Consider the following 17,093-nt stretch of genomic DNA (forward strand, 5'->3'; position numbering starts at 1 on the left):
GAACGACGCGACGACATCCATGAAGCCTTCCTCGGCCTCGCCACCTGCCTCATCACCCACCGCCACGTCCAACGCCTTTGTTAGGAACTCTAAGGTGCTCAATGACTACAGTTGGGCGGGTAACAGGCAGTTTGATTCGCCCAGTTCAAAACACAGAAGGGAGCTTTAATGTCCAAGGTTTCCCGGTTAGCTATCGTCGCAGCAGCGACCACGATGAGCGTTGGGCTGGTGATCCCGGCAGCATCCGCTCAACCTGTAACGATCAGCGCGTACGACAACTGTTCGTACGGCTGGGTGTGCATCTACAGCCAAACAGGCGGGTTCGGGGAAAAGCTTCAGTTCCAGGACGAGGGCTACTGGCAGAATCTCCGATTCACAGCGAGGTCCGTCTACAACAATCGCGGGAACGATGCTGCGATCGCCATCGGCACGAACGGGACCGGTGGCTCCTTCTGCATCGATTCGGGCCTGAAGAACGGAAACATCACAGGCAAGTCGGTATACCTCGCACGGACCGACGGCAACTGCTAGCCCCGAACTTCCATGACGGTCTGCCGACAGAGTCGGCAGACCGTTTCGCGTTCTGTATCCGACGTTGGACGGGAGAAGTGCCCGTCTGTCGTCGGCCAGCAACACTTTGTCCCCGGCGCGGGTTGAGGAACAGTCCGGAACAGCCGGGGGCCGCGGTCGGCCGGGGTCGACCACACCAGGACCAAGAACAAGACGACGGTCACGGTCGTGGTGGTCTCCGGGGCGATCGGCCTGGGGTAAGCCGTCGCTGCCGGTCCGGTCTCGGAGGTCGTGGTTGGTCTCAGGGGCGACCCCACCATGAGACCAACCACGGGTTTTGTGTCCTCTTCGTAACCGTGGTCGGGGGTTCATGGTCGGTGGTCTGGTCGGGGTCGGCGGGTTCTCTCAAGGTCAGCACGTACACGTTGATGACCTGGGAGTTTGACCATGTCTCCTGGCAAGCAGGCCACCGAACCCGAAGCAGCGACTGTGGTGGCCGCGGGCGTCCGGCTGGAGAAGATGCGCCGCCGCGTACGCCTGTCGCGTCTGGTCCTGTTCACCGCGATCGCGGCCGGGCCCGTCGCCCTGGGCGCGGCGGTGGTCTCTGGCCCGACCACGGTCGCGGCCATCCCGAAGTCCACGCCCACCACGATGCGCACCACGGCAACCTCTGCGGCCGACCCGTCGGGCTATGCGCAGTTGTTCGTCGGTGCGTGGCTGCGCAGCAGCGCCGACGACACCGCCACTACGCAGGCCCGGCTTGCGCAGTCGCTGGCGCCGGACGTCGAGCTGCCCGACCGGGCCGCCGATGCGCACGCGCGGCTGGAATCGGTGACCGCGGTGCGCAGTGCGCAGCACGAGGCCGGCCGGTGGTGGGTGACGGTGGCTGCGCAGTACGCCGACGCCTCAATGCGCTACTTCGCCGTCCCGGTGGCGTCCAGTGACGACGGCGGCTCGTTCACGGTGACCGAAGCGCCGAGTGTGGTGGCCGGCCCGAGCCGGGCCGAGGTGACGAAGTCGCCGTACGGCGTGAGGGTCCCGGAGGGGGAGCTGTCCTCCACGGTCGGGCAGTTCCTGGGCGCCTACCTCACCGACGCCGGTGAGGTGGAGCGCTATCTCGCGCCCGGCGTGAAGCTGTCGGCCGTCTCCCCTGCCCCGTACAGCGCGGTTACCGTCCGGCAGGTTCTCGCCCTCGAGGAGACCGCGGCCGGGGAGAAGGTGCCGGACGACGGCACCACGGTCCGTGTGCTGGCGCAGGTGGAGGCCCGCGACGCAGCCGGGCGCTGGCCGCTGGCCTACGAGATGGAGCTCACGGCCCGCTCGGGCAGGTGGGACGTGGTGGCGCTCGGGTCCGGGTCCGCCAAGAAGGGGGGCCGGTCGTGATGGGGGTGCACGGTGTGGTGCTCGCCGGGCAGCTGGATGACCTCGGCGACAGCTGGATCACCATGTTCGAGGACTGGGCGACCAAGGGCCTGCAGGCCGGTCTGGTCGTGCTGGTGGTCGTCATCATGATCCAGAAGTTCAGTCTGAAGGCCGGTATCGGCGCCCTGCTGCTGATGATCATCGCGCTGGGGCTGTACAACTCCCGCGAGGACCTGGCGGACATGTTCGAGGACGAGGTGAAGAACCCCGCCCAGGGCGCCCCCGCCGTCCCCGGCCCCGCGCGCGGTGCCGATCCGCTTCTCCTCTCCCGGGAGCACTCCATCGGTGCCGGAGGGTGGCTGTGAGCGCGACCGCAGGACGGGTCGGACGCTTCTACACCGCGGCCCGTCGTCATCCGTGGGTGCTGGGCAAGGTTGCCGACTGGAAAATCCCGCTCGGCCCCTACACTCCGGCGCAGATCGCGGTCGCTGTCGGCGGCGGCTTCCTCCTGATCAAGACGATCCCGCTGTGGTCATGGATGGGACCGGTGCCGATCGCGGCTTGGGCGCTGGTCATCTGGGCGATGCGCCGCCCGAAGATCGGGGGGCGGGCCCCGCTGCAGGCCGCGCTGGGCTGGGTGCTGCTGGCCTGGCAGCCGCACGGCGGGCGGATCGGCGGGCGCGCCGCCCGGGACCGTGCTGCCCGCGCGCTGCTGGGCGGCTTCACCGTCGAAGGCATCCCCACCATCGAGCACGGCGCTGCCCCCTCTTTGTCGTCTGCGGCCGTACCGGATCAGACCGCGCAGCACGCTGCCGGCCGGAGGCCGTGCCGGAGCGCGGTGCCCCGCACGCCCACGCCGCGGCGCCCGGCGGTACGTGCGCGCCAGGAGCCGGTGGGTCCGGTGTCGGGGGTACAGCAGCTGCTCGCGCTCGCCGAGCGGGGCAGGGGTGTGCGATGAGGGTGCCGATCCGTCATATCGCCGGGCATCTGGTGTGGTCGACACACGGCAGCGTGTGGGCCGTTTACCGGCTGCACCCGGGCCCCGACGCGCGGGGGCGGCGTGAGGAGACCGTGCAGGGCACCTATGTGCCGGCTGCGGTCCGCGACGAACAGCTCACCAAGATCACGCATCTGGTGCGTTCGCTGTCCGGGGCGCCGCGCTTGTTCGGTCTGTGCGCGCAGGTCGATGCCGGGGAGATCGCCCTGCGCATGATCGAGGGCCTCGAGCCGGCCGAGCAGGCGCCGGGCGGACAGCCGCATCCGTGGGTGGAGAACGTCGAGGCCACCCTGGATCTGCTGGACGGCCAGGAGATGCACCGCCGCACCCTGTGGCTGGCGGTGCCGCTGCTAAGCGATGCCGCGGGTGGTCAGCTGGCTGCCTCGCTGGGAGCGATGTGGGCGGACGTCGCCCCGATGCTGGGCATGCGGGCCGCTCCCGTGGCCCGGCGGGAGGTGAGTGCCTACCGCGAGCAGGCCTCCCGGGTGGAGGCCGCGCTCGCCGGCGGCATCGCTTTCCGCCCGGCCCGCCCGGCGGAGATCGTGTGGATGATCCAACACGCCCTGCACCGCAGCCTTGCGGAGCCCTTGCTGGCCGAGGCTGAGAGCAGCGAGCTGTACGGCGGGCAGATCCGTGACGGTGTGCTGCGCTCCCCCAGCTACGCCGACCTCGGCCAGGTCCGCCTGCAGGAAGGCGGCATCGACCCCGACCTCGACAACGTCGACGAGCTCAAGAGCGCGGGCACGATCACCCGGTCGGGCCGCAAGGCCTGGTGGCGGCTGAACACCACCTCGCCGCTGGGGCGGCGCTGGCTGCAGGTCGAGTCCGATGCCGGGGTTGGCTATCAGGCGCAGCTGGTGCTGGCCGAGTGCCCGCCCGCCGTCAGTCAGGACGCCGCCGACCTGTTCGCCCAGCTCGAGACCCTGGATTTTCCCGTCGACTACACCATCGACCTCACCCTCGTGCCCGCGGAGAAGGCCCGTGACCAGGTGCGGCGCAAGAGGAACGAATTGATCGACCAGGCCGACCAGTACGACGCCCGCCCGACGGGGATGCCGGCCTCGCTGACCGAGGCCGCCCGAGACCTGGGCGAGCTGGACGCCCGCCTGTCCCGCACGTCGGTCGAAGTCGAGGTCCAGTCCGTCACCGTGCTGACCGTGTGGGGGCCGACTGCCGCAATCTGTGACGCCCGCGCCCGGGCGCTGGCGGCGTTGCTGGGCGGCGCCGACTACCGGGCGGTGCGCCCGGCCGGCCTGCAGGAAGCCCTGTTCATGCTCGGTCTGCCGGGCACGGTGCGGCCCGGGGTGGTGCGCGAGTTCACCCAGCACCAGCTCTCCGAGGACTGGGCACTGGGCGGAGCTTTCACCACCGCGGAGGTCGGCGATCCCAACGGCATGTTCCTCGGGATCGATCTGGACTGCGGCACCACCCGCCCAGTGATGATCAACGTGGCGGATGCGCCGAAGCAGGACGCCTCCGCTTCCATGGGCATCGTCGGCGACCTCGGCGCCGGCAAGAGCGTCCTGGAAAAGCTGATCACGGAAGCGGTGTGGGCCCGCGGCGGGGTCGCCATCTGCATCGACCGCACCCCGGTACGCGAGTGGGCCACTTTCGCGCGCACCGCCGCCAGGGACCGTTACCAGATCATCGACGCCACCCAGGCAGAGGTCTCCATCGACCCGCTGCGCATGTTCGACGGTCCTGAGGGCCGCCACTACGCCCTGTCCTACCTCACCCTGCAGCTGGGCATCGGGCCGATGAGCACCAGCGGCGAGGTGCTGCACCACGCCGTCGAGCAGGCCTCCGCCAGCGAGCAGCCGTCGATGTACCGCGTGCTGGAAGTTCTTCAGGAGATGGCCGCGCGGGAGGCGGGCAAGCGGCAGGACGCGGCCGCCACCCTGGCCGGCCTCATCCGGGTCGTGGCTACCAACCCCCTGGCTCGGATGGTGTTCGACCCCGCCTTGCCGCCGGTGCGGCTGGACGCCTCCGGCGCCTCCGACCTGATCGTCATCACCACGACCGGGCTGAAGCTGCCGCCCAAGGCGGCCTTCGACAAGCCGGAGGTGCTGCACCAGCAGCCGCTGGAGGCGCTGATCGGCCGCGCGGTGCTCTACCTGATCGCCGCGATCGCCCGGCAGACCGCGTTCGAAAACCCGGAGCGGTTCACCGCGGTGGTGCTGGACGAGCTGTACTGGCTCACCTCCTCGGCCGAGGGCACCGCGCTGGTCCACGAGATCCTCCACGACGGCCGCAAGCACGGCGCCGGCCTCATCGCCGGCTCCCACGACGCCGAAGAGCTCGGGCCGGACCGGGGCTTGATGGCCTACCGGGCACTGGCCCGCACCACCGACCGTGAACGGGCCCGGCGCGGGCTGGAGTTCGTCGGCCTGGACCCCACCGACCCGGAGCTGGTGCGGCTGGTGACCACCGGCCTGTCCCCGGTCGGACAGAAGGGCCGCGAGGGCGAGTTCCTGCTGACCTGCCCGCGGCAGAACACCGGCCGCGTCAAGGCCGTCATCCCCCGCATCGAGCGCATCGCCACCTCCATCACCACCACCCCGGGGCGCCGTACCACCGCCCCCGCATCCGCGCCGCTCGCCGGCGCCACCGCCGGTGATCGTCCAGGTGGCCGTCCAGAGGAACCCTACGCATGAGCTCCTTCTCCCCCAGCCGCTCCCGGCGCATCGCCGCCACCGCGAGCGTCCTCACCGTCATCGTCGTGGCCGTCGGCGTGCTCGTCCTGGTGCTGTCGGTGAGCCTGCCGGAGGCCTGGTGGCCGCGCACCGGGCAGGCCTTCGCCGCCGGGGACCGCCCCGCCCCGCGTCAGGATCCGTACGCGGCAATCATGGGGCCGGGTAAGGCGTACTGCGAGCGTAGCTTCACGATCTCCGCCTCTGCCGGACGCCACGACGTCGCGGGAGCGGTGAGCAGGCTGGTGCCGGCCGGAGTGGGCCTGGCCTCCCTCGTGCCGTGGCGGGGACGGACCGTCGGGCGGCGGGGGCGGGGCTGATGGTGCGTGCAGACCGCGGCACGCTGCTCTCAGCTGGGTTCGTCATGCTGCTGGCCGGTGTGTTTGTGATGGTCAACAGCCAGGTCGTGTACGCGGCGGGCAGCAACAGTGAGAGTGAGGGTCTGCTCGCGCCGCTGAACATCGACTCCTCCGAAGGTGTGCCGATCAACGGGTACGAGCTGAACGCCTCCGGCGGCTCCATCGTGGCCTTCAAATCCCAGGCTCTGGCGTTCGCCCTCTCGGGGCTGTTCACCCTGATCCGGCTGCTGGCCGGCCTCGCCGGGTGGGCGATCGAGGTGGCGTTCCGGTTTCCACTGCTGAAGATCCTCACCGTCCCCGCGCAGAAGGTCGCCGACGTCTACGACGACATCGTCGTCGACACCCTCGGGGTGAAGGGGCTGCTGCTGGCGTGGTCCTTCGTGTTCACCGGCTTCCTGCTGGTGCGCGGCCGCATCGGCCGCGGCCTGGGGGAGATGTTCCTGACCTTGCTGATCGCGGCGTTCGCCGCGTCCGCGTTCGTCCGCCCGGACTACCTCCTCGCAACGGACGGGCCGCTGGGGCAGGGCCAGCAGGTGGGGACCGAGGTCGCCCAGCAGAGCGTCAACGCCTACGACTGGGGCGGCAAACTCGCCAGCAGCTCCCCGTGCGCCACCGCTACGGGGGCCGCCGAGGCCGACTGCTACCGGCGGGAGGCCGCCACGCCGGCCTCTTCCACCGACATCGCCCGGCCGCTTCAGGACGCGGTCACCAATGCGCTGATCGTCAAGCCGTACATGCTGCTGCAGTACGGGCGCATCCTCGACCCGGCCAAGCCCGCCGATCGCACGGCGTACGCCGTCCATCTGAAGTGGATCACCGGCGGGTACGAGGCGGGCGACGTCTCGGTCTCGGACCGCGGAAAGGACGTCTGCAGCAAGATCAAGGGCCCCGGCAGGGCGTACTGTGAGCGCGGCTTTGCAGAAGGCGTCCCCAGCGGCGAGGACATCGCGCGCGACACCGGAACGGACGACGCTCTTCCCTCGCTCACGCCCGGCGGCGAGCTGCTGAATGCCTCCAACGCGCTCGTCACCGACGAGGACCGCGAGTTTGACGCCTTCCTGCAGGATTTGAAGCGGGCCGGCGACGTCGGCAAGGCATCGGCCGCCTACGCCGAGAAGCCCACCTGGTGGCGGGTCGGCGGAGCCTTGCTACTGCTTGTAGCCGCGCTGTTCATCTGCGGCATGCTTCTGTCCAGCACCATCGTGCTGCTCGGCACCCAGGCCATCTGCGCGGCGGCCGCCGCCGCGGGCGGCATCACCTTCGTCGCCGCCATGCTGCCCGGCCCCGCACGCCAGTCGGTGTGGAAGTGGCTGTCGATCTGGGGCATCGCGGTCCTCGCCCTGGTCGCAGTCTGCGCGGTCGTGCCGTTCTTCGCGATTGCCGTCGATGCCACCCTCACCGACGGCCCCGATCTGATGGTGGAGCGGATCCTGCTGATCGACGTGCTGGCCGTCGCCGGGGCGGCCGGGCACCGCAGGCTTTTGACCGGCATCAGCTCCTTCGGCCGGCGCATGGCGATGCGGATGCGCTACGCCAAGGTCGGCGGCACCCACCTGCCCGGCGACACCTCCGAACTCGGCGCCACCCTGGCCATGAACTCCCCCGCCGCACTCGGTGGGTACGGCGGCGGACTGCGCGCCCTCACCGGCGGTAGTCGGTTCGGGATGCTCGGCACCCGGCAGCGGCTCATGGGCGCCCTCGGTTCCCTGGTCGACGGGGCGGGCATGCCCGTCGACACCGGACGGATCCTCACCGACGCGAGCACCGAAGCCGGGCGCGGACTCGCCCCACTCACCGCGGCGGCAGCTGTGGGCGGGCTGGGAGCGCGGCTGGGCGCGAAGGGCGGCCACTGGTTGCTGATCGGCAAGCGTCCGGACCGAGAACAACTGGCCAAGTGGCAAAAACCCACAGCCGACGGCGACGATCCGCACGCCGGCGGCACGCCCGGTCAAGGACCAGGCGGGCCGGGCAGCGGCGGGCTGGCAGGCCCGGGCGCAGGACCGCACAGGCCCGGCGGCCCGCGTGACCGCTACCGCGACGACGACGGCCAGATCATCGACGCAGCCACAGGTGAGGTCCTGCACAACCAGCATGCCGACCGCACCCTGCTGTCCACCCGCGCCCACAACCGGCTCGTGCGGTTGCGCGGCTACCGCATCCTGCACCGCGGCGGCCGGGCCGCCTACGGGGCGACCGTCGGCCTGCCGGCCACGGTCCGTCAGGCCAAGGCAGTCGGTTCGCGCTATTCCCAGGACGCCCGCCAGCAGGTGCGGGTGTGGGGCAACACCGTCCGTGGGGATGGCCGGGCCTGGAGCGACACCGCCCGGCAGGTCTCCCGCGCGCTGCGGGAGAGCCCTGACGCCCCGGGCGGGCCCGCTTCGTCGGGCGGCCGCCGGCTCCCGACCGCACCGGCGTCGGCTCCCGGGCGACGGACGGACCCCCTGCAGCAGACAGCAGGTGCAGACAGTGTCACGAGCCGTTCTCAGCCCTCCTCCACACAGAGCAGCGCGCCAGTATCTCCAGTCCAAGGCGGCGCCACGCAGGTAAGCGCACCGGTGACGTCACCGAACCGGCTCCCGAGCGGTAACGGTTCGGCTGCTCCGGGGCCGGTGCTTCCCGGCGGCGACAGTGCACACAGCCGTGCACGCGGGGAGGCCCGGGTCCGGATGCAGGAGCTGATGCGCAGGACCGCGCCCGAGGCCGAGCGGCTGCGCCAGGAGCGCGGCCGGCAGGAGTCGCCCGGGGCGTCCGAGGACGGTGAGCAGGAGTGAGGCGCGTGCGGCGCCGTCTGGGACGGTGGGGGTGCTTGGGGATGCTGCTGCTGTTGTCCGCGGTGTGCTGTGCTGCTCCGGTCTCGAACGCGATCAGTGCCTATGTCGCGCTGCAGAGCGCTGCGAACGGCGACGGTGGTGTCGTCGACGGCGGTACGGCTGCGGACATTCCGCCGCGCATGCTCGCCGCGTACAAGAACGCCGTGCAGCGGGTGGGTCGGCACGTGCCCCGGTGCCGGGGCATGCGCTGGCCGGTCCTGGCCGGGATCGCCAAGGTCGAGTCCAACCACGCCGCCGGCCGTACCGTCAGCGCGGGCGGGGACATTCGTCCGAAGATCTACGGGGTGCTCCTCAACGGCTCCGGCGCCGGCGGCAACATCACCGTCTTCCCCGACACCGACAACGGACGCTGGGACGGCACCGCGAGCGGGGAGCGGGCGGTCGGGCCGTTCCAGTTCCTGCCCTCCACCTGGGAGGGCGTGGGCCAGGACGCAGGCAGTGACGGCACGGCCAATCCGCACAATGCCGACGATGCCGCGCTCGGCGCCGCGGTCTACCTGTGCGGAGGCGGCCGCGATCTGGGCCAGCGCTCCCAGTTGAAGGCTGCGCTCTTCCAGTACAACCGCTCCAGCGCATACGTGGCCAACGTGCTGGGCTGGATCGACCAGTACACCGCGGCTGCCAAGAGTCCGGACCTGAAAGACATGTCCGGGAAGGTCCGCACCGTGCTCGAGGCGGCCCTCGCCCAGCGGGGTGTGCCGTACTCGTGGGGCGGCGGCAACGCGAACGGGCCGAGCACGGGAATCTGCTGTTCCCCCAGTGGCAAAAGCGGCACAGGTATCAAGGGCTTCGACTGCTCGGGTCTGACCACCTACGCCTACGCGAAGGCCGGCATCCGTCTGCCGCGTACCGCTGCCGCCCAGGCCGGTGTGGGGCGGCGGATCCCCGCCAGCGGCGGCACCAGCGCCTTGAAACCGGGTGACCTGGTCTTCTACGCCTACGCGCCCGGGCGGGACTCGACGATCTACCACGTCGGCATCTACGTCGGCGGCGGCCGGATGGTCAACGCTCCCCGGCCCGGCACCGTCGTCCGTCTGGACCCGGTCGATGCGATGTCCGGTTACGCGGGAGGGGCCCGTCTGCTGTGAACACGCACTCTCCTCGCTCGCCTCGTTCGCCGCGTCCGCTGGTGATCACCGCCGTGGCCCTGGCCGTCGCCGGGCTCGTCCTGCTGACCATGCCGCACCCACCCAGCGCGCCGGCCCATGCGGATGCAGCGACCGCCCCTGCCGGCCGTCACTTCACCGGCAGTGCCCCGCCAGCTTCCCGTTCAGCTCGCGCGACCGCCTCTGCACCGGGCCGATCGGCGCCTGCATCGATGCTGCCGCCGCGCGGGGAGGGCGCGGCCGGTGACCGGGCCATCCAGCAGGCCTTGGAGAGCGCGTGGCCCACCGACCTTCCGGCCGGTGATGAGCGGCAGTTGCTCACGGCAGGCCGGGCACTGCTGCGGGCCGACGCGACAGGCGAGGGCCGCAACCGGTGGCCCGCGCACTTCGTCCGGCAGGAGACCGTCGCGCCGGCATTCTCCACCGCTCGCTTCCGTATCCAGGCCGCCATCGCCCGTCGCGACGGGCGCCCGGACCGGGCGGTGGTGCACCTGGTGTGGGCGGGCACCGACCGCGGCGGCACTTACAGCGACGGCCGCATCACCGACCTGTACTTCACCCGCACCGCTTCGGCGAAGGGAGTCTCCGCATGGGTTCCGCAGCCCCGTACCTGAGCGGTCAGGCCGCCGCATCGGCCTTCGGTGAGGTGTTCGGCCTGCTCACCGGCCTCGCCCGCACCGCCGGCTGGCTGATCACCTACTGGTGGGTGCCCGCCACGGCCGCCCTGATCGGCTGGGCGGTGGGCGAGATGGTGGTGCGCCGCCTGGCGAAGAAGGCCTCGGCTCAGCGGATGGCGCTGGAGCTGGTGCCCTCACGGCACTTCGACCCGTCCTTGGAGGAGATCTTCCGCCGCGGGGTGCAGCTGGCCAGGGCCTCCACGTCCATGCCCTGGTGGGCGCCGCGCCGGTCTAAGACGGTGCAGATCCGGCTGCGCGCGGACGGCACCGCGCCGCTGCGCTACCGCATTGAGGGACCGGCCGGAGCGCAGCGGCTGTTGTCGATCACCCCGTTCGGACCGGACGTCACCGTGAAGAAGGCCTCTCCCCTCAGGGACAAGTCGCGTGAGTACGTGGTGCGGGCCGAGTTCGTGCTGCGGGGCAGGCCCACCGCGCCGCTGCGCGAGGTGCCTCTTGAGCCCGACCCGCTGCAGCCGCTCGTTGATGCGGTGTCCGATCTGCGCGCGGAGCTGGGAGACCTCGCCGAGGTCCGCCTGGACATCCAGCGCGCTCCGAAGTGGGTACTGCGGGCGCGTCGTGTGCAGCTGATGGCCCAGGCCCGCCGCGTCGAGCGGCGCGAGGCGCAGCGGGCCGCCCGCTGGGTACGCCAGGACGCCAGCGGGATTGAGGACTCCCTGACCTGGCAGCTGCAGCAGCTGGTCACAGGAAAGCAGGGCGGGGGCGTGGGTGGGCGCCGTCTGGTCATGCCGCCCGTCCCGCGCCGGGTGGAGGCGGCCGAGGCGCTGGGCAAGCTCGCCGAGGACGACCATCTGGTGCGGGTGCAGCTGCTGGTGATGTGCGCCTCCGACACCGAGGGCCGTGCCCAGGCCCGGCTCGCCCAGCTCCAGGCCGCCTTCGATGTGTTCGGTGGTGGCGCGCGGTGGGCGATGCGCGGATGGAGCCTGGGGCCCTGGCGGTTCGGGGTGGACCGCTGGCCCAGCCGGCGGGGCTTCGAGCGGCGCTGGGAGCTGGGGCACTGTCAGCCGCCCCGGGCGAACTGGGTCCGCTTGGAGGAGTTGACCGGTCTGCTCAAGCCGCCCACCGTGCACTGCCGCCTGCCGCTGCTCGCCACCGATCTGCCGGCCTTCGAGTACGGCAATCCCGGCCTGCTACTGCAGGGCATCTACACAGCGCCGGACGGACGGCGACGCCTGGTCGCCACCTACGCGCGCGAGACGCTGTTCGAAGTCGGGGTGGGGAAGGCCGGCGGCGGTAAGACCGAACGCGCCCTGGCGCAGGCGATCGGCTGGGCGCACGCCGGCGGCGGGCTGATGTTCGTCGACCCGCACCGCGACTCCTGGCCTCGCGCCCTGCCGTTTTTGGCCCACACCCATCTGGCCGAGCGGATAGCGCTGATCGATCTGAACGCCGTCGGGCCCGCCCCGCAGGTCAGTTCATGGAATCCGATCGGTATGCACCACGACCAGGTGGCGCATGAGGTCGTCGAAGCCGTCACGGACGCCTACGCCTCCGCGCTGGGCTGGGACGACGCCAGCGCACCCCGCGCACTGACCATCCTCACCGCCGCCGTCGCCGTCCTGGTGGCAGTCAACGAGGCCGCCTGCCGGGCCGGGCGGCCCGAGGACCAGGCGACGGTTTTCCATGTGCGGGCCCTGCTCACCGACACCGGCTTCCGCAAGGCGGCGCTCGCGGCGGTGGAGGGACGGCTGGATGAGGAGACCCGCTCCTGGTGGCAGGTGGTCTTCCCGACGCTGCCGCCGGATGCGTTCGCCGTCGTCCTCAACCCGATCGCCCGGCTCGCCGCCAACCCGGTCACCCGCGCCTTCCTCGGTCAGCCTGCCGGGGTCTACAACATCCGCACCGCCATGGACTCCCGGATGATCGTGTGGGTGTGTCCGGGCGGCAACGGCCCCACCGACCGGCTGATCACCGCACTCCTCGCCCGCGACCTGCTGCGCGCGGTGCGCTCCCGCCGCGACATCCCGGAAGAGCAGCGGGTGCCGTTCCGGGCGTACTTCGACGAGCTGATCACATTGACCGGTGCCGCCCCGGAGACCATCGCCGCGATGTTCGAGGACTTCCGCAAGTACAAGGTGCACGTCCACGGCATGACCCAACTGCTCGCCCGCCTGCCCATGGCGGTACGGCTCTCACTCGTGCAGAACGCCTCCACCCTGGCCATCACCGCCGGTTCCCGGTCCGCCGTCGCTCCGATCGTCTCGGAGTGGGGTGACGACCCCGGCCCCGACGTGGTCGCCGCCCTGGACCGCTTCGAGCACTACCTGTCGCTGACCGTCCAGGGACGACGCATCGGACCCGTCCGGATCACCGGCCCCCACCTCGACGACGTCTTCGCCGACTATGCCCGCCCGCACCAGGCGGCTGCCCTCGAACGCTCAGCCCGCACCCTGGCCGGAGCCGCCCCCCTGGAGCAGCTCACGGCCCGGGCCGCCGGCCAGCTCGACCGGGTGGGCAGCTTCCTTGGCCGACGTAGCGCTGCCACACCGTCGGCCGAACAACCGCAGGAGAAGGAGTACAGATGACCGCCGGCAGCAATGCTTCGACCACCGCCCGTGCCTCGTCCGTCAGATCATGCCGTCCAGCCGCGTCACCTACGGGCCCGCAGCATGTCGAATTCCCGGGTCACAAGTCACTTCCGGAGCAGGCCCCAGCCGCGGCGGGTCGTCTTCGATGACCATGTGAGGGCTGGAGTGAACGCCTGCCAGCTCCGCATGTGGATTGATCAGGAGAGGGTGGTCTTGCGCTCTGCCTCGGTCAGGGGCGGGCCCGGCAAGTAGGGCTTCCTCGGTCCAAAAAGCATGGGAATGATCATGTCGGTGAGGGAGAACAGCCGTGTCGCGGGTTTCTCCATGCTCATCACGTCTAGCAGGGCTCCTAGGGCGCGGGGGTTGCGAGCTCCGGTGGCGACAGCACGATCGACGAACCGGGCGAGGAATCGCTCCGGGAGGGTGGGTGGTGTGTCGGTGGCGCCGGGGTAGAAGATGTCCTGTCCGACGGCGAGATCCCAGGCCGCGGAGACGGGGCGGGCCACGGCTCGCTGGAGGCGGCGGGCGGTGCCGGAGTTGGGCAGGCTCGTGGTGTGGAGTACGTCGCGGACCGCGAGGGCGCACTGGGCAGCGACGGTGATGCCGTGTCCGTAGACAGGGTTGTAGCCGGCGATGGCATCGCCGAGGACAGTGAAGCCGTCAGGCCAGTGTTTCATCTTCTCGTAGTAGCGGCGTCGATTAGCAGTGGCGTGGCTGGTGGTGACGTCGCTGAGCGGGGTGGCGTCCTTGAGGACTTCGCCGATGACGGGATCGTCCAGGCCGAGGGCGAAATCGACGAAGGCGTCCGGGTCGCTGGTGGGTTCGCCGCCGCGGGTGCCGGAGAGAGTGACGATCCAGCGTTTGTGCTCGATCGGCAGGATGATGCCACCGCGGCCGGGGGCCTTGGCTGGGTTGGCCTGGACGTTGACGAGCGGGAAGTCGATGTCCGCGCTGGTGCCGGGAGCGCGGTAGAGACGGGTGGCGTAGGTGACGCCGGCGTTTACTTCCCGTTCGGTGACCTCGGGCAAGCCTAGGTCACTGAGCCATCGTGGGGCGCGGGAGCCGCGGCCGGAGGCGTCGAGGACCAGGTCGGCGCTGAGGTTGTGTTCGTTGTCACCGGTGCGTAGGCGGATTCCTGTGATCCGGGTGGCGCTGCCCGTCACGCCAAGCGCGGTCGTGTTCTCGCGGAGCGTGATGTGCTCGTTGGCGAGGACCCGGTCGCGTATGAGGAAGTCGAGCAGGTCGCGGGAGCAGACGAGGTTGTGGTGGTGGGTGGAGGTGAAGCGTCGGAACCAGACCTCGTTGGGCGCGCGGGAGACCATGCCGCCCATGACCTGTACCAGGTTGGCGCCGTGGGCGACGATGTCGTCCACCAGTCCGGGCAGTAGTTCGTTGAAGGCTTTGACCCCGCCGCTCCACACCAGGTGTGCGTGGCGGGCTTGAGGAACGCCGCGGCGGGGTTCAGGTCCCTGGGGAAGGGTGTCACGTTCGATGATCGTGACATCGGCGAATTCGGCGAGAGCCGTCGCGGCGAAGAGTCCAGCCGCGCTGGCGCCGATGACGATGGCGGTTGGCCGGCGAGCTGTGAGGGTGTCATGCATGCGTGTTCATACTTTCTGTGGCGGTCGCCCGTCGGCGAAGGAAGTCCAGGGTGCGGCGGTGGTGCATGGCTTGAGAGATGACGTGGATGTGGTCGCTGACGTGCGGGGCGAGCTGTGGAACTTCGTCGCCGGCAATGCTCGGCCTGCCTGTTTGGTAGGCGTTGATGGCGGCTTGGATGGCGACGGCTCCGGCCACTCCTCGAGCCGTCTTTTCGCTGTGTGTGGTCAGTGCGGCTTCGTATGTGCGCTGGTACAAGATGTGATCGAAGTGGGGGGCGAGTAGGCGCAGAGCGTCATGGATGCGCTGCTGGCGCTGCATCAACCGCAGGTCGAGGGGGGTCCAGAGTCCGAAGCGTGCTGTGGCTGCAGCCGGCGCGAGGACACGTACCGCCTGCCATAGTGGCCGCAGTCTCCAGTAGTCGCGCTGGTCGCGAAGCCAGCGGTGCAGGAACGGTCCGGCCTGCGGCATGGTGAAGCCGACAGCCACCAGGATGGCTTCCAGGAGGGCGAAAGGAGGTGCCGTTCGGGTGCTCAGAACGTCCCAGTCAGTGCCGGCCCAGCGGGCGCCGAGTGCGCAGAACTTCGCCACGTCGAATAGCAGGCCGGAGGCGAAGCCGGCCTGCAGGAAGACGACGCCGGTTTTCAGCCAGCGATTGGTGATCTCTGGGAACCATTTCCACAGCATGTAGGCGGCAACCAGGGAGGACACCATGTGGGCGCCCAGGTACAGCAGGATGTGTTCCCGCATCCACGGTGTGCTGGCGTAGTAGGTGTCCAGGTCGTAGATGCGTTCCTCGGGTGCGTCGGCCAGGAAGAAGGTTAGCCACAGGGCGGCCACGATGCAGGCATAGGTGATGTAAATGCGCCGCATCTTGCGCTGGCGTTCCGCGGAGGGCTCTTCGCGCCACCTCGTGATCATGGTCAGTGCGGTGGCGCAGAATGCGGTGAGGAATGAGTAAGCCCAGGGTGAGGCGATGTTCGGGACGCCGGTGAGCGTGTTGAGCCGGTGAATGTTGACGGGCGTGATGACGACGAGGACGGCGGTGGCCCACGTCAGCAGCAGGGTCGTGGCCCGCACGTCCGGGTCGCGCCAGGCCCGCGCGAAGGTGGGCAGCTTCAGGATTAAGGCGAGGGCCAGAAGGGCGGTGGGTAACGCGTAAGGGATGTGGAAGTGAGGGCTCATCACAGGATTCCGGTGCGGTTGCTGAGCGAGAGGTTGATGCGCCCTTCGACGGTGGCGGGGCTGACCGGCCCTTCGGCGTAGCGGCCCTTCATCCAGGTGCGTACCTCACGGCCGAACAGCAGGCCGAACGTTTCCGCGTCTACTTCGTGGTCCTCCGCGGAGTTTGCCCGGGCGGCCACCGCCCGGAATGCCTCGCGCGGGACCTCTGCGGCGGCGAGTATCTGCTTCGCCGCCTCGCGGACGACCTCTTGCGCACGGTCCGGGCTGAGCGCTCGGGCGGAGGCAGTCACACCGGGTATGTGATGACCGCCGTCGTCTTGTATTTCGTGCCATAACTCATGTCCCAGGATGACGAGTTGGGCCTCTGGGTGAGTGTTCTGCTCGACCACGACGATGGAGCGGTCTCCACAGTCCAAGCGCATGCCTGAGACGGGAATGTCAGGGGGAAAAGCCCGGAAGAGGAGCTGGACGGGCCGGTTGCGGCGCACGGCCATCGCCCGGCAGAACTCGTGCATCACGACCTTCGGCTCCGCGGGCCTTTCGATCGATTTGGCCGCCTCTTTGCCGAGTTCGGCCAGCAGGGCCTTCATTTCCCTGGTGCTCATCGGCCTGTGTCCTCTTCCTCGGGCAGCACCGACCTGAAGACTCCTTCCAGGAGTCGCTCCAGCTGTCTGCGCGTCATGGAGCCGTGCATCCGCAAGTCCGTTCCCTTGACGCCGTATCGGTTCATCAGCGCCTGGACAGGGTCGTTCTCCGGCTTCTCCAGCGTGTGCAGAACCGGCTGCAGGGCACGGCTGAGGGCCTCGTCAGCCGGGGCGGTGAAGAAAGTCACTCCTCCGTCCACGTCGAAGTACTCGGCCAGCCCGTGGGTGACCTCCAGATTGGGCACCTTTCTGCCCTCGCAGATCTGGCGGGCCCAGTTTTCGGAGATCCCCAGTTCCCCGGAGATGTCGGCGGCGAGATCGGACATGCGCCTTCCGCTGCGCTGCAGGTGCGCCTTGGCCAGGGTGCTGATGCGGGCTCGAGCGCGGTCGTTGACCGTGTCGGACGGCGAGGGGCCGCCGGCCAGCAGGGTGCGGACCGTGTCCTCGGACAGGGCCGTTCTGGCCGCCAGCTCAGTTGGGTTGAGCATCTGGGAGCGGTCCAGGCCTTGGGCTTGAATGATCGCTTGAAGGCGCTGGAGCGTCTCCGGCAGGGACGGGGTCTCTTCCACCAAGGGGCTCCCGGGAGT

Annotated in this window: 14 protein-coding genes; 10 read left to right on the top strand and 4 right to left on the bottom strand. The window is 70.0% G+C overall.

What is annotated here, in order from left to right; translation table 11 throughout:
* The first annotated feature begins 168 nt into the window (after positions 1 to 168).
* The 10 genes from ACZ56B_RS27310 to ACZ56B_RS27355 all read left to right on the top strand — a co-directional run bounded on the left by ACZ56B_RS27310 (position 169) and on the right by ACZ56B_RS27355 (position 13,075).
* Positions 169 to 531: a peptidase inhibitor family I36 protein gene (locus ACZ56B_RS27310; protein ID WP_468796071.1), complete on the top strand. Its 363-nt coding sequence runs from the start codon at positions 169 to 171 to the stop codon at positions 529 to 531.
* 426 nt (positions 532 to 957) lie between these two features.
* On the top strand, positions 958 to 1,893 hold the full coding sequence (locus tag ACZ56B_RS27315; protein ID WP_468796074.1) for a conjugal transfer protein: 936 nt from the start codon (positions 958 to 960) through the stop codon (positions 1,891 to 1,893).
* Complete coding sequence (locus ACZ56B_RS27320) at positions 1,893 to 2,237, top strand: hypothetical protein (RefSeq protein WP_468796077.1); 345 nt, start codon at positions 1,893 to 1,895, stop codon at positions 2,235 to 2,237. The genes ACZ56B_RS27315 and ACZ56B_RS27320 overlap by 1 nt, the downstream gene beginning before the upstream one ends.
* A complete protein-coding gene (locus ACZ56B_RS27325; protein WP_468796080.1) occupies positions 2,234 to 2,830 on the top strand; it encodes a hypothetical protein in 597 nt (198 codons plus the stop codon). Before ACZ56B_RS27320 ends, ACZ56B_RS27325 begins: the two co-directional genes overlap by 4 nt.
* The gene (locus ACZ56B_RS27330) at positions 2,827 to 5,523 is read left to right on the top strand and encodes an ATP-binding protein (RefSeq protein WP_468796083.1); all 2,697 of its coding nucleotides are present in this window, start codon (positions 2,827 to 2,829) and stop codon (positions 5,521 to 5,523) included. The genes ACZ56B_RS27325 and ACZ56B_RS27330 overlap by 4 nt, the downstream gene beginning before the upstream one ends.
* Positions 5,520 to 5,879 carry a hypothetical protein gene (locus tag ACZ56B_RS27335; protein ID WP_468796086.1) on the top strand — a complete coding sequence of 120 codons (360 nt, stop codon included), beginning with the start codon at positions 5,520 to 5,522 and terminating at the stop codon, positions 5,877 to 5,879. The genes ACZ56B_RS27330 and ACZ56B_RS27335 overlap by 4 nt, the downstream gene beginning before the upstream one ends.
* Positions 5,879 to 8,689, top strand: coding sequence for a hypothetical protein (locus ACZ56B_RS27340; RefSeq protein ID WP_468796089.1), 2,811 nt, complete (start codon positions 5,879 to 5,881; stop codon positions 8,687 to 8,689). Before ACZ56B_RS27335 ends, ACZ56B_RS27340 begins: the two co-directional genes overlap by 1 nt.
* A gap of 41 nt (positions 8,690 to 8,730) precedes the next feature.
* The gene (locus ACZ56B_RS27345; protein ID WP_468796092.1) at positions 8,731 to 9,837 is read left to right on the top strand and encodes a C40 family peptidase; all 1,107 of its coding nucleotides are present in this window, start codon (positions 8,731 to 8,733) and stop codon (positions 9,835 to 9,837) included.
* 41 nt (positions 9,838 to 9,878) lie between these two features.
* Entirely contained in the window at positions 9,879 to 10,469 is a 591-nt protein-coding gene (locus ACZ56B_RS27350) for a hypothetical protein (protein WP_468796095.1), read from the top strand.
* Complete coding sequence (locus ACZ56B_RS27355) at positions 10,445 to 13,075, top strand: ATP/GTP-binding protein (protein ID WP_468796098.1); 2,631 nt, start codon at positions 10,445 to 10,447, stop codon at positions 13,073 to 13,075. The genes ACZ56B_RS27350 and ACZ56B_RS27355 overlap by 25 nt, the downstream gene beginning before the upstream one ends.
* 200 nt (positions 13,076 to 13,275) lie before the next feature.
* Here ACZ56B_RS27355 and ACZ56B_RS27360 read toward each other — a convergent pair whose 3' ends face one another.
* The 4 genes from ACZ56B_RS27360 to ACZ56B_RS27375 are packed head-to-tail and all read right to left on the bottom strand — an operon-like array spanning position 13,276 to position 16,994.
* Positions 13,276 to 14,679: an FAD-dependent oxidoreductase gene (locus tag ACZ56B_RS27360; RefSeq protein ID WP_468796101.1), complete on the bottom strand. Its 1,404-nt coding sequence runs from the start codon at positions 14,677 to 14,679 to the stop codon at positions 13,276 to 13,278.
* A complete protein-coding gene (locus ACZ56B_RS27365; protein ID WP_468796104.1) occupies positions 14,672 to 15,862 on the bottom strand; it encodes an MAB_1171c family putative transporter in 1,191 nt (396 codons plus the stop codon). The genes ACZ56B_RS27360 and ACZ56B_RS27365 overlap by 8 nt, the downstream gene beginning before the upstream one ends.
* Positions 15,862 to 16,467, bottom strand: coding sequence for a toxin (locus tag ACZ56B_RS27370; protein WP_468796107.1), 606 nt, complete (start codon positions 16,465 to 16,467; stop codon positions 15,862 to 15,864). The genes ACZ56B_RS27365 and ACZ56B_RS27370 overlap by 1 nt, the downstream gene beginning before the upstream one ends.
* On the bottom strand, positions 16,464 to 16,994 hold the full coding sequence (locus ACZ56B_RS27375; RefSeq protein ID WP_468796110.1) for a hypothetical protein: 531 nt from the start codon (positions 16,992 to 16,994) through the stop codon (positions 16,464 to 16,466). The genes ACZ56B_RS27370 and ACZ56B_RS27375 overlap by 4 nt, the downstream gene beginning before the upstream one ends.
* Positions 16,995 to 17,093 lie beyond the last annotated feature (99 nt).

The organism is Streptomyces sp. NPDC034670 (genome assembly GCF_055574875.1).